Source organism: Prevotella sp. oral taxon 317 str. F0108 (assembly GCF_000162415.1).
Taxonomy (GTDB): domain Bacteria; phylum Bacteroidota; class Bacteroidia; order Bacteroidales; family Bacteroidaceae; genus Prevotella; species Prevotella conceptionensis.
On record NZ_GG740072.1, the window covers coordinates 290,590 to 315,132 of the forward strand.

15 protein-coding genes and 1 other RNA gene are annotated in these 24,543 nt (G+C 46.5%); 11 read left to right on the forward strand and 5 right to left on the reverse strand.

What is annotated here, in order from left to right; translation table 11 throughout:
- The first annotated feature begins 337 nt into the window (after window positions 1-337).
- From HMPREF0670_RS01055 to HMPREF0670_RS01100, 10 genes are all read left to right on the forward strand, one after another.
- Window positions 338-1,903, forward strand: coding sequence for a capsule assembly Wzi family protein (locus HMPREF0670_RS01055; RefSeq protein WP_232213838.1), 1,566 nt, complete (start codon window positions 338-340; stop codon window positions 1,901-1,903).
- Window positions 1,900-2,391 carry a lipocalin-like domain-containing protein gene (locus HMPREF0670_RS01060; RefSeq protein ID WP_009229305.1) on the forward strand — a complete coding sequence of 164 codons (492 nt, stop codon included), beginning with the start codon at window positions 1,900-1,902 and terminating at the stop codon, window positions 2,389-2,391. The genes HMPREF0670_RS01055 and HMPREF0670_RS01060 overlap by 4 nt, the downstream gene beginning before the upstream one ends.
- Window positions 2,392-2,779: 388 nt before the next feature.
- The gene (locus HMPREF0670_RS01065) at window positions 2,780-5,317 is read left to right on the forward strand and encodes an SLBB domain-containing protein (RefSeq protein WP_044077565.1); all 2,538 of its coding nucleotides are present in this window, start codon (window positions 2,780-2,782) and stop codon (window positions 5,315-5,317) included.
- Window positions 5,318-5,336: 19 nt separating this feature from the next.
- Window positions 5,337-6,374 (forward strand): chain-length determining protein, encoded by a 1,038-nt coding sequence (locus HMPREF0670_RS01070; RefSeq protein ID WP_009229308.1) that lies wholly within the window; start codon window positions 5,337-5,339, stop codon window positions 6,372-6,374.
- Between the two features lie 74 nt (window positions 6,375-6,448).
- Window positions 6,449-7,288 (forward strand): AAC(3) family N-acetyltransferase, encoded by an 840-nt coding sequence (locus tag HMPREF0670_RS01075; protein ID WP_232213839.1) that lies wholly within the window; start codon window positions 6,449-6,451, stop codon window positions 7,286-7,288.
- 37 nt (window positions 7,289-7,325) lie between these two features.
- On the forward strand, window positions 7,326-8,615 hold the full coding sequence (locus HMPREF0670_RS01080; RefSeq protein WP_044077567.1) for an oligosaccharide flippase family protein: 1,290 nt from the start codon (window positions 7,326-7,328) through the stop codon (window positions 8,613-8,615).
- A 20-nt stretch (window positions 8,616-8,635) separates the two neighbouring features.
- A complete protein-coding gene (locus HMPREF0670_RS01085) occupies window positions 8,636-9,943 on the forward strand; it encodes a hypothetical protein (RefSeq protein ID WP_232213840.1) in 1,308 nt (435 codons plus the stop codon).
- A 253-nt stretch (window positions 9,944-10,196) separates the two neighbouring features.
- Window positions 10,197-11,312, forward strand: a complete 1,116-nt coding sequence (locus HMPREF0670_RS01090; RefSeq protein WP_009229312.1) for a glycosyltransferase family 4 protein — start codon at window positions 10,197-10,199, stop codon at window positions 11,310-11,312.
- Entirely contained in the window at window positions 11,302-12,096 is a 795-nt protein-coding gene (locus HMPREF0670_RS01095) for a polysaccharide deacetylase family protein (RefSeq protein ID WP_044077570.1), read from the forward strand. Before HMPREF0670_RS01090 ends, HMPREF0670_RS01095 begins: the two co-directional genes overlap by 11 nt.
- Window positions 12,093-13,304 (forward strand): glycosyltransferase, encoded by a 1,212-nt coding sequence (locus HMPREF0670_RS01100; RefSeq protein ID WP_009229314.1) that lies wholly within the window; start codon window positions 12,093-12,095, stop codon window positions 13,302-13,304. Before HMPREF0670_RS01095 ends, HMPREF0670_RS01100 begins: the two co-directional genes overlap by 4 nt.
- A 48-nt stretch (window positions 13,305-13,352) precedes the next feature.
- On the opposite strand, the gene HMPREF0670_RS01105 is transcribed toward HMPREF0670_RS01100, so the two are convergent.
- Window positions 13,353-14,108 (reverse strand): glycosyltransferase family 2 protein, encoded by a 756-nt coding sequence (locus HMPREF0670_RS01105; RefSeq protein ID WP_009229315.1) that lies wholly within the window; start codon window positions 14,106-14,108, stop codon window positions 13,353-13,355.
- Window positions 14,109-14,315: 207 nt separating this feature from the next.
- On the opposite strand from HMPREF0670_RS01105, the gene ssrA reads away from it, so the two are divergent.
- Window positions 14,316-14,716: a transfer-messenger RNA gene (gene ssrA, locus HMPREF0670_RS15455) on the forward strand.
- Window positions 14,717-16,496: 1,780 nt separating this feature from the next.
- Here the strand turns inward: ssrA and HMPREF0670_RS01110 are convergent.
- The 4 genes from HMPREF0670_RS01110 to HMPREF0670_RS01125 are packed head-to-tail and all read right to left on the reverse strand — an operon-like array spanning window position 16,497 to window position 24,229.
- Window positions 16,497-17,519 (reverse strand): DUF4973 domain-containing protein, encoded by a 1,023-nt coding sequence (locus HMPREF0670_RS01110; RefSeq protein ID WP_044077827.1) that lies wholly within the window; start codon window positions 17,517-17,519, stop codon window positions 16,497-16,499.
- Between the two features lie 23 nt (window positions 17,520-17,542).
- A complete protein-coding gene (locus HMPREF0670_RS01115; protein WP_009229317.1) occupies window positions 17,543-19,615 on the reverse strand; it encodes a RagB/SusD family nutrient uptake outer membrane protein in 2,073 nt (690 codons plus the stop codon).
- Window positions 19,616-19,630: 15 nt separating this feature from the next.
- Complete coding sequence (locus HMPREF0670_RS01120) at window positions 19,631-22,720, reverse strand: SusC/RagA family TonB-linked outer membrane protein (RefSeq protein WP_009229318.1); 3,090 nt, start codon at window positions 22,718-22,720, stop codon at window positions 19,631-19,633.
- A gap of 24 nt (window positions 22,721-22,744) precedes the next feature.
- Complete coding sequence (locus HMPREF0670_RS01125; RefSeq protein ID WP_009229319.1) at window positions 22,745-24,229, reverse strand: IPT/TIG domain-containing protein; 1,485 nt, start codon at window positions 24,227-24,229, stop codon at window positions 22,745-22,747.
- Between the last annotated feature and the right edge of the window lie 314 nt (window positions 24,230-24,543).

Genomic DNA, 24,543 nt, shown 5'->3' on the forward strand with positions numbered 1-24,543 from the left:
ATAGCATACAGCCTTTCAATCTTTTCTAAAATCTATTTTTGATTGTACGCCAATCGGCCGTCAGGACGCTCAGCAATTATTTTAGGTTGTTTCCAACGTTTCCTGTTCATCTTTCGTTTGTTTGTAGGCATCTTGCCTGCCTTATTCTCTCGACGTAGCCCGCTACGCCTTCAAGAATAAAACAGGCAATACGCTCAACAATCAAACAAGGTCTGCACAGGCCAACAACCGATTTGGGTTAAAAATCAAGGCGACTACGGCATCTAAAAAAACAAATAAAGTAAGAAAATGCAAGAGATATAAAATAATATTAAACGTCTTGCGTTGTTTAGAGAGTATGAAACATTATTTTACCGCTTTACTTTGGGCATGTATGGTGCCTGCATTCACTGCACAGGCACAGACATGGCGCGAAGCAAACGAACACGGAAAGATAAAGCTTGGCAAGGGGTTGGGGTATAGCGTTGAGGTGCAAGCCACGCAATCGAGTGGACAAACACCCCTTTGGCTAAACGCCAACAAACACGGACTAAGTTCGCTGGAAAAGACTAACGGATATTTGCTGGCTGGTATCGAACGCCCGCTAACCACCGACTCTGTTCGCAGATGGGGGGTAGGTTATGGGCTGAATGTGGCACTAACGCAAGGTTTCACTAGCAGAATAGTGGTAGACCAAGCCTTTGTGCAGGCCCGTTGGCTGCATGCCACGCTCACCATCGGCAGCAAACGCCACAACATGGAATTGAAAAACAATGCTTTAAGCAGTGGTTCGCAGTTGCTTGGCATCAATGCGCGCCCCGTTCCGCAGGTGCGTTTGGCTTTACCCGATTATTGGACACTGCCTTTTGGCAATGGATGGTTGCACCTTAAAGGCCACGCGGCATACGGAAAGACAACCGACGACAATTGGCAGAAACGTTTTACAGGTCAACAGCACCTATATACCGAGAATGTGCTTTACCACAGTAAGGCAGGCTATATTATGATTGGCAACCCCGAACGGTTCACGCCTCTGTCGTTAGAGTTGGGTTTGGAAATGGCATCCACCTTTGGTGGCACGTCTTATGAACCGCTAGACGATGGAACGATGAAGGTTATTCGTGGTAGGACGAATCTTAAATCGTTTGTAAAGGCTTTCTTGCCAGGTGGTGCCGATGTTGGTGAAACAACTTACCAAAACGCCGAAGGCAACCAACTAGGCGCATGGTTGGCGCGTGTGAACTACGATGCAGACACCTGGCGGTTTTCTGTTTATGCCGACAAGTATTTCGAAGACCATTCGTCGATGTTGCAACTAGACTACGACGGATATGGTACGGGCGATGAATGGTTGCAGAAAAAGAAACGCCGCTTTTTTGTTTACGACCTTAAAGATTGGATGCTTGGGGCGGAACTGAACTTTAAATACGGACGATGGATTACAGATGTGGTGCTTGAATACCTTTACACCAAATACCAAAGCGGCCCTATCTACCACGACCACACCAACACCATTGCCGACCACTTGGGCGGGCAAGACAACTATTACAACCACTATATCTATACGGGCTGGCAGCATTGGGGGCAGGTAATGGGTAATCCGCTTTATCGTTCGCCCATTTATAACACCAATGGCAACATCAATGTGGCCAACAACCGTTTTGTAGCTTGGCATCTTGGCATCGGCGGAAAACCCACCGACGAACTGAGCTATCGTTTCCTTGCCACTTATCAAAATGGGCTTGGCACTTACTCCGACCCCTTCGAGAAGAAAGAGCATAACGTTAGCTTGATGCTGGAAGGCAAGTACGAACTGCGCAACGACTGGAATGTGGCTGCCGCAGTGGGTGCAGACATGGGGCGGATATTGGGTAATAAGTGGGGCGTACAACTTACAGTGGCTAAGAAAGGGCTGTTTAAATGAAAGGTAAGACAAACAACATGACACAGAATGCGAAGATACGCAGGCCTATGGGCTTGTTGCAATTTGTTGGTATGGCATTGATGGTGCTGGCCCTGCTTGGCAGTTGCGAGCTAGAGACTTCGCGCAACAAGAAATTAGACGGCTATTGGCGTTTGCAACAGATAGACAGCATTGGTACGGGCGGCGTAAATACGATGCAGGGTAAGCGCCTGTTTTGGGCCTTTCAACATAAATTGCTTGAACTGAGAGACGTAGACGGGAAAATAAGTAAATGTTTGCTGCGCTTTGAAAGGCAGGGCGACAGCTTAATGCTTTCGCAACCCTATCTTTACGACCGCGAGAATGGTGACAAACCATTGGAGAACACGGAAATTCTGCTGCATTATGGCGTAAACAGCCTTAACGAACATTTCAAGATTGATGACCTAACCAGTTCGCGGATAGTTTTAAGTTCGCGCAAATGTAGGTTGCATTTCGTTAAGTTTTAGGCTCATGGCCTATGCACATTGGTGCTGGGGCAAATGCAAAAATGCAGGTTAAGGAGTAGGAAAGCAACTTTTTATTTGTATCTTTGCATGGTCTGCGAAAAGTAGAAGGCAAGTGCCTTGACGGTTATCTGAAAGGAGTAAGGAACGCCAAGCAAACATTTTTTATAGGTGGGGCATGCAATAAAACACCCCACAAGGAGTTTAAATAAAGGCTTTGCATCATTAATAATAATGGCAGGCCGACATAAGAGAAACAAGCCAAAGGGCTTTTACAATTAGGACAAACAAAAAATACGTTGCAGTGGCAGCCGAAAATAGGGGCACACATTATATATGTGTGACGAAAAGGCACGACCACTTGCTTATGAAGTAAATATAAAAACGGGAAATGAAAAGAAGTCTTTTACTTGTGCTGCTGATGACCCTTTGCTCGCTTGGGCTAAGGGCACAATCGTCTATGACCGACTCGCAAGTGATGCAGTTTGTACTTAAAGAGCACGAGGCAGGTACCTCGCAGACCCAAATAGTAACCAAGCTGATGCAGCGTGGCGTAGACATTCAGCAAATAAGGCGCGTTAAAAAAGCATACGAACGTGTGGCCAAAGATAAGGGCCTAGGGCAAGTGAGCAACAGCACCGACAAGGAAAGCAAGCTTGAAGACGGCCGTATGCGGAAGAACAACGGCGAAAACAAGAAAGACGAGAAGAACGTGAAGAACAACATGATGGTGAGGGGTGCACAGCAAGAAGAAGGCGACTTGCCAACAAAACAACGGAACACTGCTGACCATAGGCTGATGCAACAAGAGTTGGACGATTTTTTGCCCGACTCGGCCACACAACGGGAACGAGAGAAACTGAAAATATACGTGGGCAAGATGCCTAAAAAAGTGTTCGGACGTGACATCTTTAACCGCAAAGACCTGTCGTTTGAACCCAACATGAATATCGCCACACCCCAAAATTATCGGCTGGGGCCTGGCGATGCAGTTAATATTGACATCTATGGCGCATCGCAGAAGTCGGAACAGACAACTATCTCGCCCGATGGCGACGTGATTATCGAAGGTTTCGGGCCTGTACAGGTGAGCGGACTTACCGTGGCCGAAGCCAACGCACGCCTGCGTTCTACGCTAGGTTCGCGTTATAGCAGTTCGCGTGTTCGCTTAACTGTGGGTCAAACGCGCACCATTATGGTGAACGTGATGGGCGAAGTGAAACAGCCTGGCACCTATACGCTATCAGCTTTCGCGTCGGTTTTTCATGCCTTATACATGGCTGGCGGCATAAACGACTTAGGAACGCTGCGTAACATCAAGGTGTATCGGCAAAACAAGCTTGTTACGGTGGTAGACATCTACGACTATATATTGAATGGCAAGCTAACGGGTAACGTGCGATTGGCCGACAACGACGTGGTTGTGGTTGGCGCATACGACTGCTTGGTGAACATTACGGGTAAGGTGAAACGCCCCATGTATTATGAAATGAAACGTAATGAGAGTGTGGGTACGTTGCTGAAATACGCTGGCGGCTTTACGGGCGATGCCTACACCAAGACGGTTAGGCTGGTGAGAAAGACAGGACGCGAGTATTCGGTGTTTAACATAGACGAGTTCGACCTCAACACTTTCCACTTAGCCGATGAAGATTCGGTTAGCGTTGATTCCATTTTGCCGCGCTTTTCAAATATGGCCGAAGTGAAAGGGGCAGTGTTCCGCCCTGGTATGTACCAGGTTGGCGGTTCCATCAACAGCGTTCGCACGCTGATAGAACACGCCGAAGGCATTACCGAAGAGGCTTTTACGGCACGCGCCGTGATGCATCGCATGCGTCCCGACCGCACTTTGGAGGTGATACCCGTTGACATTGAAGGAATTATGAGCGGCAAGGTGGCCGACATTCCCCTGCAAAAGAACGACGTGCTGTTCGTTCCCACAAAGGGCGAGATGATGCAACAACAAACCGTAACCATACATGGCGAGGTGATGTATCCTGGCATATACAAGTATGCCGCCAACGAAACACTAGAAGACTTGGTGCTGCAAGCGGGCGGACTGAGAGAGTCGGCATCTACTACTAAGGTGGATGTGGCTCGGCGCATCGTCAACCCTAAGGCTCTGAGTACCGACTCGGTCATCTCGCGTACCTATACCTTTGCCCTTAAAGACGGGTTTGTGGTAGACGGAGAAACAGGATTTACGCTGCAACCCTTCGACGAGGTGTATGTACGAAAGAGCCCCGGCTACAATGTACAGAAGAATATCGCCGTGCAAGGCCAGGTGATGTTCGCAGGAACCTATACGCTTACGAGCAAGAACGAACGTCTTAGCGATGCCATTAAGCGGGCTGGCGGCGTAACCGACTTGGCTTATGTTCGCGGTGCGCGACTAGAACGCCGCATCACGCCCGATGAACGGCTACGCATGGAAACCGTTTTGCGCTTGGCCGAGATGCAAAGTGGCAAGAAAGACTCGGTGGAAAAGAAACGCTTAGACCTTGGCGACACCTATTATGTGGGTATCGAACTAGAAAAGGCATTGGCCGAACCAGGTGGCGACGCCGACCTCGTGTTGCGCGAAGGCGATAAGCTTATCGTGCCCGAATACAACGGAACGGTGAAGATTAGTGGTAACGTGATGTATCCCAATACGGTGGCTTACGAGAAAGGCCGGCGCCCAGCATGGTACATCAATCAAGCAGGTGGCTTTGGAAACCGTTCTAAGAAGAGCAACACCTATATTATATATATGAATGGAACCGTGGCGCGCGTTGGGCATAACGCGAAAATACTTCCTGGTTGCGAGATTGTGGTGCCCACCAAGCCCGAAAACAATGGCAAGGCACTTACCCAATGGCTCTCGGTAGGAACAACGATGGCCGGCCTTGCCACGCTGATAGCCACGATTGCGAATTTGATGAAGTAACAATACACATATAGACGATATGGAAAACGTGGAAAACGACAAGAACGTAGTGGACCTACGTTCGTTGTTCAGAAAGATATGGATTAAAAGGATAAGCTACACAAAAGTCTTGTCAATAACCTTTATCCTTTCTTGCCTGTATATTATCGGCTATCCTCGCTATTACGAAACGGATACAAAGCTTGCACCTGAAATAGAAACGCCTGGCAAAGGGGGAGCATTGGGAAGCATTGCGTCATCGTTGGGAATAGACCTTTCGGATATACAGTCAAAAGACGCCATCACCCCATTGCTTTACCCTTCGTTGTTGGAAGACAACAAGTTTGTTTCGAACCTATTCACTATTCCTGTTCAAACGTCAGACAAGTCTATCTACACCTCCTATTACGACTATCTCGCTAATAGGCAAAAGCAAACATGGTGGGAAGATGCTCTTTTTTTCTTGAAAAAGAAAGAAGAGGTGTTGCCGAAAACAGCTGTTAACCCTTACAACTTAACAAAAGAACAAAGTGTTGTAATGGAACAAATACGCCATGCTGTAAAACTAAGTGTGGACTCGAAGAATGGGGTTATTACGATAACGACACAAGCGCAAGACCCCCTAATCTGTAAAACCCTTGCAGATTCTGTTAGGAATAAACTTCAAGCATTCATCACAGAGTATCGAACAACTAAGGCGCGCAATGACATGGAGTACTACAAAAAATTGGTGCAGGAGGCTAAACAGGCTTATGAAAAGTCGCGTAAGCTATATACTAGCTATTCGGACGCAAACACAGATTTGATATTGGAGAGTTTCCGGGCAAAGCGAGAAGACTTGGAGAACGACATGCAACTTAAGTTTAACACATATACTACGCTAGCTACGCAGCTCCAATCGGCAAAAGCAAAAGTTCAAGAGAAGACACCTGCTTTCACCATATTAAAAGGTGCTACAGTTCCTCTTAAACCAGCAGGTCCCAAGCGTATGTTCTTTGTCCTGACAATAATGCTGTTGGTTTTCGTAGTGCAATCGCTTTGGTTATTGCGAAAAGAACTTGGCAAACTATTTAATTGATTAGTATGGGGGTTTCCATAATAACTCGATTAGGCTTATTTGTTAAGGGTATAACTGGCATCAAGGACTTCTCTTTGCTGAAAAAGAAGACGCATAAGGAAATAGGGAAGCTGGTATACCACAAAACCTACACGGCTAATGACATCGTAAGAGAGATGCAACGGTTAGGAATGAAGAAAGGGAGTGTTGTTTGCATACACGCCTCAATGATGGAGTTTTATAACTATAAGGGCACAGCTGAAGAACTGATAACTGCCGTTATGAAAGTGCTAACTCAAGAAGGCACACTCCTCATGCCTGCATTTCCCGACCCTCTTCTTCAGAAAGATGCCAATTATATCTTCGACAAAGCGACAGCTCCAACTAAGGCTGGTTATTTGGCAGAAACATTTAGAACATTCCCTGGCGTCGTTCGCAGCATCAATGTGCAGCATTCGGTATGTGCATGGGGACAATATGCTGAATGGCTCACTAAAGACCACCATAAGAGCACTAACTGTTGGGATGAGCTTTCGCCGTGGTATAGAATGACAAAGCTCAACGCACTAGTGTTCTCCATCGGTCTTCCAAAGTTTTATATTGGTACATTCGTACACTGTGTTGAGGCCATACTGTATAAAGAACATCCTTATTGGGCGCAGTTTTTCACCGAAGAGAAAACTTACCGCTACCTTACGTCCTCTGGAGAAGTGAAAGAATACACCTGCTTAGAGGGAAATTTGGAGCGGAGGTCTAGGGAAGGAAGAATAATTAAGAGATTTTCCGCTGACTGTTATCAGCACACAAGGCTCTCTAACTTGAGTATTAAGGTGTTCCATTCAGCACCCTGCTTGCAGAAAATGCTTGAATTGGGACGTAGAGGCGTCACCATATATTATGTGCCATCACCTTCAAAGTACAATTTTGAACAGTAAGTTAAACGACATACGGAAGAACAAAGCTTTTGGCAACATGCTAAAGCTCTCGTTTGGTAATATCATCATGTACATATTACCATTCTTGGTGACGCCTATTCTTTCGCGTTTATACGAGAAAGAAGATTTCGGTGAGTGGGGAGTGTTTTCTTCGTTCATATCGATTGTAACCGTTCTTATATTCTTAGGATATGAGAATGCCATAGTTAAGATAGACCGTCGAGAAGAAAAGAACATTGTTGCCCTATGTCTTTTGCTTGGCTGTTCAACCACGTTATTGATTGGTGCAACGTTTGTATTAGGGAAGTCGTTAGACATTTCCTTTTTCAATAGTTTTCCCTCGTTCACGTTGTTAATGGTATACTTGTTCTTTTTTATTCTATATACAGTATGCTATAATGTAATTAACCGACACGAACAGTACACCATATTGTCCGTTAACCACATTATCCAGGGTGGTTCACAAGGGCTTTTCCGTATTGTGTTTGGAGCTGTCGGCCTAACTGTTGCCAACGGACTGCTGTTAGGTACGGTTCTTGCCCAGGCAATAACAGCCTTATTCCTCGTCGCTTTTGTCCTGATGAAAATTAAGATGTCTGGAGCAAGGCCCATTTCGTTTTCTTCGATGAGTAGGTGCGCTCTCGAGAACAAAAGTTTCCCTTTGTATGATGCCCCAGCAAGCGCATTGTCGTTTGCTGCATTCAACTTACCATTGTTAATCCTATCCGCCTTTTTCAGCCAAAGCGTCATCGGATGCTATTCCATCATACTTCAACTGTTACTCTTACCAATGTCGTTTGTCGGGTCGGCAGTAGGCAAAGTGTATTATCAAGAGATTTGTGACACTGAAGACGAGGACAAAATAAAACAAGTTACTAAGAAGGTAGTTAATGCCACGCTCATGTTGTCTGTCATTCCTACCCTTTTTATCTGTCTAGGTGGCGACAAACTCATTGTGTGGTTCTTAGGTGACAAGTGGCACGAGGCAGGTAGCATGTCGATATGCCTTTCGCTTTGGGCCATGTCTACAATCCTTACGCAACCGCTCATACCCCTTTTTAGGAGAATAAATAAGCAGCACATACTTTTACGCTACGAACTGTTGTATTTCATTGTCGGTATTGGCTGTATCCTGTTTGCCTGCAATTACAGATATGGTTTTGCAACCATACTGATTTCTTATTCCGTAGGATGCGCAACGGTAAAGACGCTCCTGTTTAGGAAGGTGTTAGGACTTGTACATCTTAGTTTGTCAGACTTCATTAAGAGTCTTCCTCTTTGTATCCTTGCACTTCTGTTTTTCATATTTCGCACATGGGAGTTATGAGAAAGGCGATAGGGTACATAATGAATGCGAACAGTTTGTTGGGACGTATGCTATGTATAACGGCATACATCCTGACCTATGATTTCATGTTCGAGCATTTTGTCTTCAAGCTGTTTTATTACATGGGCTTAGACTATATTGAAATGGAACCGCTCCCAAAGACGTTGTGGATAACATTCTCAATCCTTCCCTTTACCCTGTATAAGGGCATAAAGAGCATGTCTTCTTATTTTTGCATTTTCTTGTATCTGTTGGTTTACATCCCATTTATACACGCTTTATTCGTCACCAACGGCATAGATGCTTATAGCCTTTATTCTTACGCTTGCGTAATGTGTTTGTTCTTCATTGTTTACTTTGGGATGGATAGTTGGCGAAATCTTTTCAAACCACTTGAACTACGGCCTGCATTATCTTTTCGATGGATTGAAATCATCACCTTGATTATAACAGCTATTTTCGTATTGTCGAGGATGAAGTCGATGCATTTTGTCAACATATTCACGCAATCTGATGTCTTATACGACTTACGCAGCCAAAATTCAGAGGCCATAAACGGTGGCGGAGGTTTCATCGCTTATCTTCAAGGATGGCTTTCGGGCGCATTCTATCCATTCTTATTGGTTTGTTATCTGCGAGAGAAAAAATGGCTTAAGGCGCTTGCCATACTGTTCGGCTACATTCTCTTGTTCATGGTAGACATGCAAAAGATAACCTTCGTTATGCCCTTTGTTTTGGTTGCGCTCTATTTTGTCGTGCAATTAAAGCACGAAACCATATCCCAAAGACTGCATTCGCTTATAATTGTCACCACGGTAATAATATCATTTGCGCTTTATTTTGCCCAAGATAACGAGATTCTTTTTGTTGTTGGTGCAATTGTGCTTTTAAGAACTGTCTGTGTGGCGGGTTGGCTGTCTCAGTTCTATTTGCATTTCTTCAGTGAGCATCCTTATACGCACTATTCACACATCAACATTGTAAACGCCATAACCAACGCCTATCCTTATGACGTTCCGTTGGGTGTTGTTGTTGCACATGGAACGCAAAACGCCAATGCCAACTTCTTTTTAACAGATGGTATAGCGGCTTGGGGATTGTCGGGTGTTGTTATTATAGGTGTCTTCTTCTTCGTGTTATTACAATTTATCAACGCAATAGCGTTTAGGTATGAACTGAAAGACCTCTTCGTTGTTTTTCTCCCGACGTTGTCCTTTCTGCTTAACACGTCAATATTCACAACCTTGTTGTCTAGTGGAATGTTCATTCTGCTCATTATCCTGCTGATGGTGGAAAGTCCACTTGTCAAGAACAAAACACCCACTTAATCCACCCCATACAATGACGAATGCTCTTTATTATCCTGTTGGACATAACGTTGGTTTTAGCCACAACATCATATTGTTAATTTGCTTGATTACCAATAGTGTGTCTAGGAAAAGCTCTCTACTTGGGTCAATTAAGAAAGACTCCCTTATAGAAATTGCCCCAAAGTATGAGCAGCCGACAAACCTCTAAATGAAATCACCGATAACAGTGACTTTATACGTATAACAAGTTCTGCATACAACAAGTTAACAGATGGATACTTCCAAATCGCTTTGTCTTATTACAAACATAGGTTCACACTACCGTTTCCCCATCTTCAGTGAGATGGCGAAAAATTTTGCATGTCATTTTTACTTGGGCAACAAAGTAGCAACACCAATAAAGAAGTTCGATTATACCAAGCTGGAAGGCTATCGCCAAACATTGAAAAACGTTTATTTCGGTCCCTTCTATTGGCAACGTGGTTCGGTAAGGTTGCTTTTTAAGCCCTACCGTTATTACATCATTGATGGCGAGCCCTTCTGTCTTTCCTCGTGGGCAATATTGTTGTTAGCCAAGCTTACCCGAAAGAAAACCATTGCATGGACGCATGGATGGTATGGCAGGGAGGGAAAAATAAAAAGACAGGTAAAAAAGCTCTTTTTCTCCTTGCATTCCGCATTGATGGTTTATAGCGAATACGCCATTGCCCTGATGCAGAAAGAGGGAATACCAAGGCGTAAGATGTATTGCATCGCCAATTCGATGGATTCGGACAAAGAACGTGCCATACGAGAACAACTTACTTGTAGCGACATCTACCGCCAACATTTTCTAAACGACAATCCCACCATTATCTATTGTGGAAGAATACAAAAATTAAAAAGACTGGAATTGCTTGTAGATTGCGCTGCGGCATTTAAGGAAGAAGGCCGCCCAGTCAACATTGTTTTCGTTGGTAAAGATGTTGAACAAGTTAATATCGACCAGTATGCCAAAGATAAGAACGTGGCTGATAGCGTTTGGATGTATGGCCCTTGTTATGACGACGAGGTGCTTGGACAATTGTTCTACAATGCCCATGTCTGCGTCTCTCCTGGTAATGTAGGCCTTACAGCCATTCATGCGCTTTCGTTTGGATGCCCTGTTGTTACCCATAACAACTTCGCTTACCAAATGCCGGAGTTCGAGGCCATACGTCAAGGCGAAACGGGAACATTCTTCGAACAAGGCAATGCCAAGAGCCTGAAACAGGAAATAGAATGTTGGATATGTGTAGATGCAGACAAGCGCGAGCAAACTAGGCGGAAGGCTTTTGACGAAATCGACCGTAAATGGAACATTCATTATCAAACGGAAGTAATTAGAAAAGTGCTAAATGAAACATAACCCCACCCTATACCAACGTCTGCGTGGCGTTGTCCGAGAAGAAATACTTAACGTTCTTGGTGCCTGGGCAACTCCCGCCCCAGGTATCCACATCTTAAACGGCCACAGAATAGCGACCGAAAAAGAACCTGACACTTTTCGGAACTTACTGGAAAACTTGTCGCGTAATGTAACTTTCATTCGAATAGAAGATGCCGTTGAGAGAATTATGCGCAGAGAACATCCCGACAAACCACTGGTGGCTTTCACGTTCGACGATGGTTTTATGGAGTGTTACGACATTTTCGCTCCTCTTTTGGAAGAGTTTGGCGTAAATGCTCTCTTCTTTGTCAATCCAAATTATGTGGAGGGAGACGACGCTTACATTGAGCATTTCAACAACCACACGGTGCTTACCGAGGGAAAACAGCCTATGCGTTGGTCGCATCTAAGGGAATTGGCTAACCGCGGACATATTATAGGGGCACACACCTTGGACCATTATATGATTAACACCGACGATGAAGACACGCTCCGTCACCAAATCGTAGCCTGCAAAACAGTGATAGAACAACAACTGCTACACCCCTGCAACTACTTTGCCTTTCCTTATGGAAGGCTTACGCATGCCAATCAGCGGTCGATAGACATCGCCTGCAATGCTTATAAGTACGTCTTCTCACAATCCGATTACAAACATTACTTCTCTTTTAATGGGAAAGTTATCAATCGCAGGCACTTCGAGCCTTTTTGGCCAATTAAGCATCTTAACTATTTCGTCAGTTGTAATAAGACCTACGAATGAAAAAGCTGTTGCAAATTAATATCACCGCCAACTGGGGGTCGCATGGGAAAATAGCCGAGGGCATAGGTCAAGCGGCTATCAAGCAAGGCTGGCAAAGCTACATCGCATACGGAAGATGGGCCAATCCCAGCGCATCCAATCTCTTCCATATCGGAAACAGATGGGATGAAATGCGTCATGGGATAGCCTCACGACTATTTGACAACCACGGCTTAATGTCCCAGAAGGCTACAAAGTCGTTACTGCAATTTGTCAGAAACGTCAACCCCGACATCGTACACTTGCACAACATACATGGCTATTACCTCAATTATCCGCTACTTTTTCAATACCTACGCCTACACGACGTCCCCGTGGTGTGGACTCTACACGACTGTTGGAGTTTCACTGGCCATTGTGCCCACTACGAGTTTATTGGATGCGAGAAATGGAAGACGCATTGTGCGGTATGCCCCCAAAAAGGCGCATACCCTAAGAGCTTGCTGTTAGACCGCTCGTATCGCAACTTCGAGCAGAAAAAGGAGGCCTTTCTTTCCCTCAACCGCCTTACACTCGTTCCCGTAAGTCAGTGGCTACAACGCCAGTTACAGCTGTCGTTTTTCAAGCATACGCCCACTCGCCTTATATATAATGGTATTGATACGAATGTTTTTAGCAAGCAGACGGAAGTAAACTGGATTAAAAAGAAGTATGGCATCCCTGAACATTGCGCCATCGTTTTGGGAATTGCCTCCAATTGGTACCGAAAAGGTTTGCCCGACTTTCTTCAACTCGCATCACTCTTGCCCCCATCCATCCGTATCGTTCTTGTTGGTCTAAACAAACAAGAGCAAAAATTAGCGGCCCGAGCAGGCATTGTAGGCATTAGCCGCACTGATAACCTACACGAACTCTGTTCACTCTATTCTGTTGCCAACGTTTATTTCAACCCAACTTGGGAAGACACCTTCCCCACAACCAACCTTGAGGCAATGGCATGTGGAACACCAGTCGTTACTTACAAAACAGGTGGAAGTCCCGAAACAATTACAACAGGCACAGGCTTAGCAGTAGAAAAAGGTGACATACAAACTGCTGCCATCGAGATAGGGCGCCTATGCCAACAGCCTGCCACAACTTTCGAGGATGTTTGTCGGCAACGAATTGTTCGGCATTTCAATAAGGAAGAACGCTTTTCCGAATACCTCGAACTATATTCCAAACTCTAATAGGTGGAACAAGGCAACAATAATTGCCCCATTGACCAAGGAGAGGCGTTAAAACCTATATTCCAACACCTTATAAAAATACTTCAAGCTAATTAAAAGGGGGTGGGTGTATATACCGTTCTCCCTACATGCCCGCGTGTCCTCGCGCAATAGGGTCAGTCGGCTACCCATATTCTTGGTGCTAGCACCACCTGTGCGCATCGTAACAAAGTCTATGTTCAGGTATTTTGCCTTAATGTTGAACCGTTTAAAAAGCCTAACCATCATCTCAAAGTCGCCACCAATCTTATAATCGGTTTTATATAGGCCTGCTTTCTGAAACACCTCCTTACGCGCATAGAATGAGGGATGGGCGGGCATAAGGCCAAAACGCAGCCACCAGGGGCGAAAACCTGCCGATGAATAATGCCGCACGCTATGCGTTAAGTCGGGTTCCCGAACGAAATGCACGTCGCCATAAACGGCATCTAGCATAGAGTCGGAAAACGCTTGCGCCACTTGCTCCACCACATCTGTCGTCGTAAAGAAATCGTCCGAGTTCAAAACACCCACCACCTCGCCCGTGGCCATGCGCAGACCTTTGTTCATGGCATCGTATATCCCATTGTCTTTCTCACTCACCCAGCGCAGCCTGTTCGTAAACTTTGGTTCAAACTCGCGGATAATGTCGATGGTGTTGTCGTTCGATTGCCCGTCAACAACGATGTATTCGATGTCAGGATGGGTTTGGTCTAACACCGATTGCATACAGTCTGCAATAGTTGTAGCACTGTTAAAGGCCACTGTAATTACCGTTACTTTCATAGTCTTATAATCATTTGCATAAACGAAGAACAAGCCATCTTATTGCATTATGCTACGGTGAATGCACAAAAGTTGTGAAAAAAGCCCCAAAACTTGCACGTATAAATAATAATGTGTAAATTTGCAAACTAATTTATGGCATTTCGCCACGCCCCAACAAGTAGCTGTATACAAAAATATGCAAACTAATTATGGGCAAACAAAATCGGGGTTGACTGGATTTGACAGCGGGATGAAATGGTATGTAAGCACGTGGAGCGTAGGTGGCTGGCTCCATAATCCCAGTTATCGACAATTTAATTGGCGAAAGAAATTACGCTCTCGCTGCCTAACCGAAGTATAGTAGGTTTTGGGCTTTATTCCGTCACTAGGTGATGGAACGAGACATCGCTCAGAGGCTGTTGTTCCGAAGCCAGCTGATATAGCGGTGCAGAGAAATCGGAAATAGTTTGGCGTGGCCCCGCTCGCCGAATGAAATTTTAGGGGATAAGGCATTGGTTGGTGGTCCAGGTCTTGCCAATGCACGAAAACCGAAGGCTGGAATAAGCGTGTAGAAAGCGTATGGTTTCCCTGTTTGGACGTGGGTTCGAATCCCACCAGCTCCACAACTTTTCCCTTTCTTAGGGGGAAAACGCAAGTAACGCTTGGGTGAAAACGGCATATTTGCCCATTGCAGCCCAGCAAAACAAAAGTCAAACAAACGCTCACTCCATAATGGGGTGGGCGTTTGCTCGTTTAAGGTGGGTGCTAAGAAATTTCAAATTAGGCTTATATGCAAATATAGATCTGAAATCTCATGTAATGCCTTTATTTACTATATTATTCTACTAAAAACCGCTCTGTTGAAAATTAGCGGTGGCAAATAATGGTTCTGCCGATAGTTGGTGGGCATGAGCATTGTTATCCTAAACGCTATCGCCGTTCAGCTATTGTTGCGCTAAATGTTTTTAACCTTGGCCACATGGCTGAATTCCATTGATTAGCCGCTAAGTTTTCTTGGATGAAACCTTAATTGGGCATTAGCAACTATTTTTCAATCCCAATCGCTCGTTGGGCCGCTTACCAATTATTTCAGGTTGTTTGCATCGTTTCCTGCTCATCTTTCGTTTGCTTGTCGGCATTTTGCCTGTCTTATTCTCTTAACGTAGCCCGCTATGCCTTCAAGAATAAGTCAGACAATATGCTCCGCAATACACAAAATCTGCACAAGCCCTAACAACCCATTTGGGTTCAATCTTTTTTTGGGTGATTGGTTTTTGTTAAAATTGGTATTCATATTTTACAAAACGCCTCCTGGTTATCATCCCATTCTAGCGAAAATGATGGTTTCCAAACCAGCAATTAGCCGCTATTTCTAGCCTTTCATGCCTTTTGTTTTGTCTGTTTTTAAGAATAGAACCTGCATTTTGCACCATTTTGCCTCTCTAGTTTGGTTGCCAATTCGAAATTTTCCAAGCCCAATTACCCACTTTTAGCCCCTAAAAACCCACTTTTTGACGGTTGTATTGCCCCTTTCAGCCATGTTTTTAATGGCTCTAAAGGGTTTTATTTATACAATAGCAGTGCATTTTTATGCTTTTCATCTCGCATTTAGCGGCATATTGCACTGCATTTAGCACCAAAACGCCTTGCATTTAGCACCAAAACGCACTGCATTTAGCACCAAAACGCACTGCGTTTAGCGGCATATTGCACGGCATTTAGCATCAAATAGCCCAAAATCTGGCGCAAAAGTCAGCTTTTTGTAATAAACATTCATTTTGTCAGCATTCACTCGCTGCCCCTTTTTACATCATAACCAACCGTCGCGAGAATCGATTTTTTGAGACAAGGTAGGCGTTTGGTGGACAAAGATGGCACTCATAATGTTAAAAATCTTGCTGAAAATATTACATAGTATAAAGTTGACCGGTTGACCAGTTAACAAGTTAACTTGTCCACTCGTCCACCACTAATATATCTTGCAAGACATTGCTTATAGGCAATAGGGGAGAGGGGAGGGGAGAAAGGGAAAGCCATGCTTACATCCCATTGAGAGATAAAGCATGGCTTTCTGACTACTACTATAACAACAATCAACCATTTTATTTTTTAAGAGAGTTGGGAGGTTAAGAAAGATTTACGGCCTGTTCTAAAAATTCCACGCTTACGTCTTTTCTCCTTTTTTAGTTCGCTCTTCACGGTCTTTTTGCCTTTATCTGGCATCTTCCTCTTACCCTTTCAGTCGCATAGTTCACTATGTTCCATCAATGGGTAATAGAAATCTGCACAGATAAAGCCTAAAAATCCAGTGGAGGTAATTTTTAGAACCTGCCTTAACAGAGTGGGCCTGTGTTGAGGCGTGCGGTTGATCAGACACGCCTTAATGTGTTTAGGCAACTAGGAACGTTACCATTCGATGGCTTGGTCCTCGTCGGGTATTTGTGTATTTATCTGTCGTTCTAGTGTGAGCGTGCCGCTAACAGACCAATTAAACTCTGTTCCAGGGGCCGAGGTGTAGTCTACGTAATCGTAGCTAATGTTGTTGATGATAACGTAGCGGTGCACGAGATAAGGCTTCACATCGTCTTTTTGCTCGATAATGTGAAACGAGGCCTGCTTGTTCACCTTTAATTTCAGGTCGTTGTTGGTGGTATAGAAGTCTACCGTGCCTTCCTTTTCGCCGTTGAAACGAGCAAAAACCTTGTACTTGGCACGGTCGGTGCGGCTCTCGTCTATGTCGCCTGCGTAGAAAAAGATGGTCTTATCGTCCACCACATATCCGCGAATGATAGATTTAGCGGTGGCGTTAGCCTCGTCGCCTGTAACGAAAATCTTCATCGTACTGCCCGAATAGTCGCCCGAATAGTCGTTAAAGGGGAAGATGCGGAGCAGCGCCTTGGCGTAGTTCTTACGTGGATGGGCTGTGTAGCCATAGTTTTCGCCGTTTACGATGGTAAGCGGCAATACCCATTTGTTGCTCATGTCTATGCCGTTGAAGTTGAATTTTATGTTAAGCAGCCCCACGTTCTCGCCCGATGGGATGGTCGTCGTCTCAGGAACAGTGGCATAATCTTTCATGTCGGTGTACCACAGTTCGGTGCGATTTAAGAAACGGGCTTGGTTTAGCACGTTAAGCGTGTCGCCATCGTGTGCAACATGCACCGTGATGTTGTTTTCGTTTTGCAGCGAACCGCTAACGATTACGGGTAGCTTATACGATGAGAGACCGCTACCCTCGACAAAAGTTTTGTCGGCATTGCGCCTGCTGTAAGGCACATAAACGTTGGTAACGCCCAATTTGCCAAGCGGCGCGCGGAAACTAACGTACTGCGTGTATTGCTCTTCTTTCCATTCGTCGTTACAGGCGGTAAGCGTGGCGAGTGCGCTTGCGAGCATCGCCGCATATATCGGAAGATGTATTACTTTCATTTTCTTGTCACTTAAAGGGTAGGTTAATCGTTGTAGGTCCATCCTGGGTTCTGTGTCAGGCGCGAGTTATGTTTCAGTTCGCTGTGGCGGATGGGCCAAAAGTACATCTTGTCTGAGAATGTGCTGCGCAGGTTGTTGATGGGGATAACCTGTTGGAACTCTGCTGCGTGGTTGGCATCCATCATTACGTTGCAGCCATAAATGCGTTGGTTCAGTTCTCGTGGCGCGTCTTTCCAGCGGCGCAGGTCGAAGTAACGCTTGCCCTCGCCCATGAATTCAATCATGCGTTCGCGTTTAATTTTGGCGCGCAAGAGGTCTTTGTTGGCATAGACGTCTGTCGAATAGTCGGGCACTCCGCCGCGTATGCGTATGGGATGTATGCCTTTTTGTATCTCGGCAATGTCGCGGCGAACGTTGTAAGTGGTGCTTTCGTCCCACGATGGGATGGTGTATGTGCCATCAAGCTCGTTGAGTGCCTCGGCGTAGAGCAATAGTATGTCGGCATAGCGAATGGCGGGTTCGGCCCTGTTCTTGATGTTCTTATAGTCTTCGCGGTCGGGAACGTCGGTGGGATTGACGTACTTTTTCACGCTGATACCCGTGCGGAGGTAGAACTGCGAGTTGTTGTAGCCGTTGCCACTACCGCGATAATAGAAGGTTTGGCGGTTGTGGTGGGTGTTTTCAGGGTCGCCCAAATACTCCCAAACAGAGCCGTTATAGCCCACCGAGGCGTAGAAACGCGGTTCGCGGTTGGCATATTGCAACGACACGTTGGCGGCCAATGGCTTGTATTTTCCGCGGCGATAGTCGCGTGCGGTGGTAAATCCTTTGAGACGTTCAGCACCGTTCCCGCCGTTCAGCTCGCTGTCTTTGCCAGGACAGTCGGTTCCGTCGTTCATATAATAGGCATCTACCATCTTCTGGGTAAGGCCATGTGTGTTCCATCCGCCAAAGTCGCGAGGCATGGAATGACGTGCAAACGACATCATGCTGTGGTTTATGCGTGTGGCATTTTGGTCTATACGCGAGAATATCAGTTCGGGATTGTCTTCTGGAGCAACGTCTCCGTTGAACAAAACACGGTAAGACTTGAAGGGGTCAATGTTTTTCCAGCCCGTTGGCCAGTCGTTTTGGGCAAATTGGCAAGTGGAGTCGGCAGGTACGATGGTGGCCGGGTCGCCAGCTGCATCTGTTGTGCTGAACGAGGCGTGATAGAGGTCGTACACACCAAGCTGCATAACGTCTTTGCAGGCAGCGGCGGCGCGCGCCCATTTCTCTTCTTGATAGTCGGTGTTGAGCAATGTCCGGCCTTTGTCGTCTACCAGCTGCTTGGCGTAGGCATCGGTGTTACCGTTGGCCAACGGACTGGCAGCGAAAGCCAATGCCAGGGCACGTGTAGCCAGGCAAGCGCCCTTTGTGGGGCGTGCGATGTTTTCGCCGTCGCGCCTGGTGTATTGTATTTCCTTGGCAGCTTGCACCATTTCGCTGCTAATATAGTTGGCCACTTCTTCGTACGAGCTGCGCGGCGTGGCTATCTGTTCGTAACTAAGGGTGTAATCAACGCCTTCGTCGGGCATGATTGGCACAGGACCGTAACGGCGGAGCAACAGCCAATAGAAGTAAGCGCGCACAAAACGTGCCTGCCCTTTAAAGTCGAGCCGTTCTTTTTCGGTCATTTCGGTGTTCCTGTAAATGTTGGCGATGAACACTGAGGCCTGATAAATGCCCTTGTAACACATTGTCCAGCCTTGGTTAAAGTCGTTTTCGTCGTATTCGCCTTGCATGAACGTGTTGTACGAAAGCTCGTCAGCCTCCTTAGAGTCGTAGTTAACGTCGCGGTCGCCATAGTACATGTCGTCGGCAAAGGTAAACGAATTGGTTTCTTTCTCCTTGCCAACAACGTCGGCGTTCTCGTCTTTCAAGAACGAATAGGCGTAGGCAAGCCATTGTTGGGAGCGTATTCTGCTGGTGAAGACCTTTTCAATCGTGGTACGGTCTTCAAAGTATTTGTCGGAGTCCAGATAGTCGTTGCAAGCGGAAAAGAGTGTTCCGATGCCCAACGCCAACGTTATCAGGGCAATATTTTTACGTTTCATGTTGTATGTCTGTGATTATAAACTAATTTGTATGCCTGCCGTAAACGAACGAGTGATGGGGTATTCTTCGCCTCGCCTGCTGCTGTCGAGTTCGGGATCCCAAAGGTCGAAGGCCGACCACGTGATGAGGTTTTGCCCCGAAATGTAGATTCGTGCGCTCTCCAAGTGTATGGCGTTGACCCAGGGTTTGGGCATTGTGTAGCCAATGTCGAGGTTTTTGAGGCGCAAGAAACGGCCGTTGCGTAACCAGAAGGTAGATGCCTGCTCGTTGTTACTATTGCTGCCGTAACTCAAACGGGGGTAGGGGGCATTGGGATTTTCTGTTTCCTTGGTGCCCGAAATGTCGGCTGAAATCCATCGGTTGTCGGTTATTCCTTTAAGGATATTTCCCCAGCGGCCATTGCTGAAGGCGTTAACCGTACCGCCGTTGATGAGGAACGTGTATTTGCCAGCTCCTTGGAAGTGGAAGTTAAAGTCGAAACCGCGCCAGCTAATAGAGGCTCCAAGCCCGTAGATGAGGCTAGGGGTGCTGGTTGCACCTATGGCCACGCGGTCGCCATCGTTCACAACGCCGTCGCCGTTAACGTCTTTATATTTGATGTCGCCAGGTTGTACGGTTCCCCAACTTTGCTTGGGCGAATTGCGAATGTCGTCGTAATCGCGGAAGAGGCCTTGTGCAATAAGCCCCCTTTGTTGGCCAATGCGGTAGCCTTTTTCGTACTGATAGGCGTAAACGTTGTTTTCGTCGTCGCGTTCTAGGATGGTGTTTTTACTGTAAGTGATGTTTCCGCGCACCGTCCAGTTTATCTCACCGATGTGGTCCTTGTATTGGAAGTTGCCATCGAAACCGCTAGATTTTACGGCGCCAACGTTTGCCCAAGGGCGACTTTCAAGTCCTGTGATGTCGGGTAAGAAGTTGCGTTGCATGAAGATGCCCGTTCTCTTCTCGTAGAAGTAGTCCATCGTGAGCGAGAACTTGTTGTCGAACGCCACGAAGTCAAAGCCAACATCGGTTTTGCGCGCAATCTCCCATGTAACGTTTGGCGATGCCACCTGCGTGTAGTGCATGCCTGTGGTGGTGGCTGTGGTAAGGTTCGACCCCCAATTGTAGCCTTCTTTAGTAAAGTCGATAGTGTAAAGGTAGGGGAAACGATGGCTTCTTCCTGCATTGTCGTTGCCCACCATACCCCACGAGTAGCGTAGCTTGAACATGTTGAGCCACGGTAATGCCTTCTTTACGAGAGGTTCTTCGGCTACGTTCCATGCTAGGGAGAAGGCAGGGAAGAAACCAAAGCGATGGTGGTCGGCAAAGTTTTCGGAACCGTTATAGCCGAAGTTGAAGTCGGCAAAATAGCGTAGGGCGTAGTTATAGGTTATCTGCCCTGCAACGCCTTGGTTCTTTTGGCTGACAGAGTTTTTAATGTCTGTGCCGATATTTTGTGTCTGTATCCGCTCGTCTTGCGTAAAACGGGCAGTAGCACCAAAGTTGTGTTGCTTGTTGAAGGTGCGGTTCCAACGTAGTAAAGCTTCCAAAAACTCGCGCCGCGAACCTTCTCCACCTGATGTTTGGGCCATGGGCGACTCTTCGAAAAGCTTATCCCAAATGATGTTGCCTTGCGAATCGCGGCTGTTGGCGCGATACATGGCTGGCCAAAGGCGATGGTATATGTGGTTGCTATTATAGGTGTCGTATCCGAACCTACCTGTAAACGAGAGGCCACGGGTAATGAAATCCAGCTTTTGGTCTACCGTTACGTTTGTCTGTATGTTGTTGTCCCATTCTTGGTTGTAACCTGTGCGTGTGGCAGAAACCCAAGGGTTCATTTGATATTTTTGGCGACCGTAGGCCGGAACATAGCCATTGGAATAGAGGACGGGAGAACTTAGGGCGTTGAAACCAAAGAGTTCGCCCCATACATATTGGTCGCCAAGACCTGGACTGTTGCGCTTGTTGAGGTTGCCCGATACGCCCAGCTTGATAACCGTTGTGGGCGTAACGTCTATGTCCACATTCATACGATAGTTCCAGCGTTTGAAATTGGCGTTGGTGTTGTACCTGTTGCGCAATGTCTCGTCGGTGTTGTACATGCCTTGGTCTTCTACATACGATAGGGATGCGAAGTAGCGGGCTGTGTTTCCACCGCCACTCAAACTCAAGTCGGCACGATAGCTCATTGCACCATCTTTAAGAAGAAGTTTCGACCAGTCTACGTTGGGGTAGAAGTCGGGGTCCAGTCCCGACCTGATTAGTGCCAGCTCTTCGGGTTGATACTGCGGAGGGAGGTTGCGCGTTATACGTGCCTCGTTGAGCAGAGTGGCATACGTGGGCGCATCAACAAACTTCGGGGTGATGGTACGGGTGTTATACGCTACCTCGCCTTTGGCGTTGATGTTTATCTTTCCTTCCTTACCGTGTTTGGTGGTGATGAGAATAACGCCGTTGGCACCCTTCGAGCCATAGATGGCCGTTGCCGAAGCGTCTTTCAAAACCGAGAAACTCTCGATGTCTTCAATGTTCAAGTCGTTGATGTTCGACCGTTCGAAACCGTCTACTAGTATCATCGCATCGGAACTGGCGCCGAAGGTTGAGATGCCGCGAACCCAAAAGCGCGATGTGCTTTTACCCGGCTGACCCGACGATTGCATGGCGATGATGCCTGGAACATTACCTGCCAAGGCGTTGGTGAAGTTGGATGAGGGGAATTGTTTCATTTGTCCGAGGTCGACATTGGTGATGGCTCCCGTAACGGTGAGTTTCTTTTGCGCGCCAAGACCCGTGATGACAACCTCGTCGATGGTGTTGAGTTTCTCCTCGGCCATCTGTACGTCGATAACCCTTCTGTCGCCTTTAACCAGCACGCTTACGGGTTTGTAGCCCAGGTAAGAGAACACCAGCGTTTGGTATTGCTGCATCTTGATGGTGTATTTACCGTCGATGTTGGTGATGGTACCCAGTCCCTTGGCATCTTTCACGGTGACGCTAACGCCAATAAGGGCTTCTCCTGTGGCGTCGGTTACTGTTCCCGATATTTCCAGCTGTTCTTGTGCTAAGGCGTTAAGCGTAATGCCGCACAACATCCAGAATAATATAAATATCTTTTTCATTGTCTTATGGCTCTATTTGGAGTTCTATTTTTCCATTGAAATGGTGCGTATCTTTCGTCCTTGGGTATCTAGGATGTAGAAAGTGTTAGAGTTCTCGTCGTAGGCAATTCCCGTAGGACTGTTAAAACGAGCCACTTCTCGCAGGTCTCCGTCTTCCGTTCCCCATGTGTTTCCATCGCCAGCTTGCGACGAAGTACCGCGTCCTGCGTATGTGCGGACGATGCCGTCGGGAGTGAGATAACGTATACAGTGGTTACGGTTGTCGCAGAAGTAGAAATCGTACACATCGTCGCGGTTCTCGGCAACGTATTTCTTGTTCTTCACGAAACAGCCTTGGTAGGGTCTGTTTACTCGTGCACCGGTGCCAACACCGTCTACCCATCCGTCGTTTCGCGCTTGTCCGGCCACAACGTATGGTGGGGCAAAGCTCTTGGTGGTTTCGTTATAGTCGGAACGCAGAATGTAATGCTTGTTTATAACCACGATATAGCAGTACTTGCCTGTGGGGTGGATGAAGATTTTAAACTCCCAACTCACATCTTGAATGGTAAACAGCTCCTTAAAGTTGCCGTCGGTCCAGTTGGGATACCATGTTCCGCCGCTTGCAACGGTGTTGAAGTAGTTGTTCATGTCTAGGCGGAAAACCTGTCCGCGCTCGTAACTGTTGAAGTAAAGCTCGCCGTTTTTGGGATGCACGGCGGCTCCGTTGCACTGCTTGTAGGCAGCTAAGATTTGCGATTTTGATGCGTCTGTGAAGGTCCCATCGGCGTTGCGTTTAACAATCCACACGCTAGGACTTTGCAACTGGCGATCGTCGCGGTCGGTGGAGATGAGCATATATTGCCCGTCGTTCGAAAAATCGATGGAGCGTAGTCGGTGGTTGTCGAACTTAGACATAGAGAGTATGGTCTTTACCTCCTTCTTTTCCATGTCAAGCGCTTGTATGCCGTGTGCATTTTCATCGTAAACGGCATACAGAATGTTGTGGTTTAAGGGGTCGAAGGTAAGGCATCCTTCGCCGGCATAGCCTGTTGCCGTGTTGAAAGGGCCGTCGTGCCAACCTTGGTCGTCAAATTGGTTACGTACGCCACTGAGCGTTCCCACAACCATTTTTCGTTCATAGTTAAACTTGCTGCTGGCCGTTGCGCTCTGTTCGTTGTCCGTTTTTCCGCCAACAGAGACCACCACCTCGCCCGAATAGGCTTTGGCTGGCACCAAACAGTAAAGGCAATCGCCCTTAACACTGATGAGAACGGCGCGCTGTCCGCCAATGGTGACTTTGACATTGCCGGTGTCGTTGCCGAAGTTGCTGCCGTAAACAACCAACTTTTGGTCCACTCCGCCCTCTTTGGGGATGAAGTCTGTCACGGTGACAGGTCGAGATGGGTCGTATTCTGCAGAAGAAACGTCTCCATTGTCGCTTCGGCATGCCGACATGCAAGCAACGAAAAACAGCAAGGCTCCCCATGCGAACCTTTGGCCATAGATGTTTAGATTATTTTTCTTCATAAATATATTGTATTTAAACTTTTATTTCTAGTTCCCGGTATTACGCCCTCCCAAAGGGCACTTTCCCGATGTTTAATGTGGTAATTCCATCAGCAAAATTAGTGAGAATTGAATTGTTGAGATAAAACAAACCATTCAAAAGATAAAAAAAACAGGGCATTTGCTTGTTTTTTCTATTGAAAGATGTAGAAAATGAAGTGCAATTGTAAATGTGGCTTGATAGACAATGCATGTGGCAAGTACTTGTTTGTCGAGATTAAAACATCAATTTGAAATAGCCTCGCATGACATCTATTGTTATAAGGAACAAATAG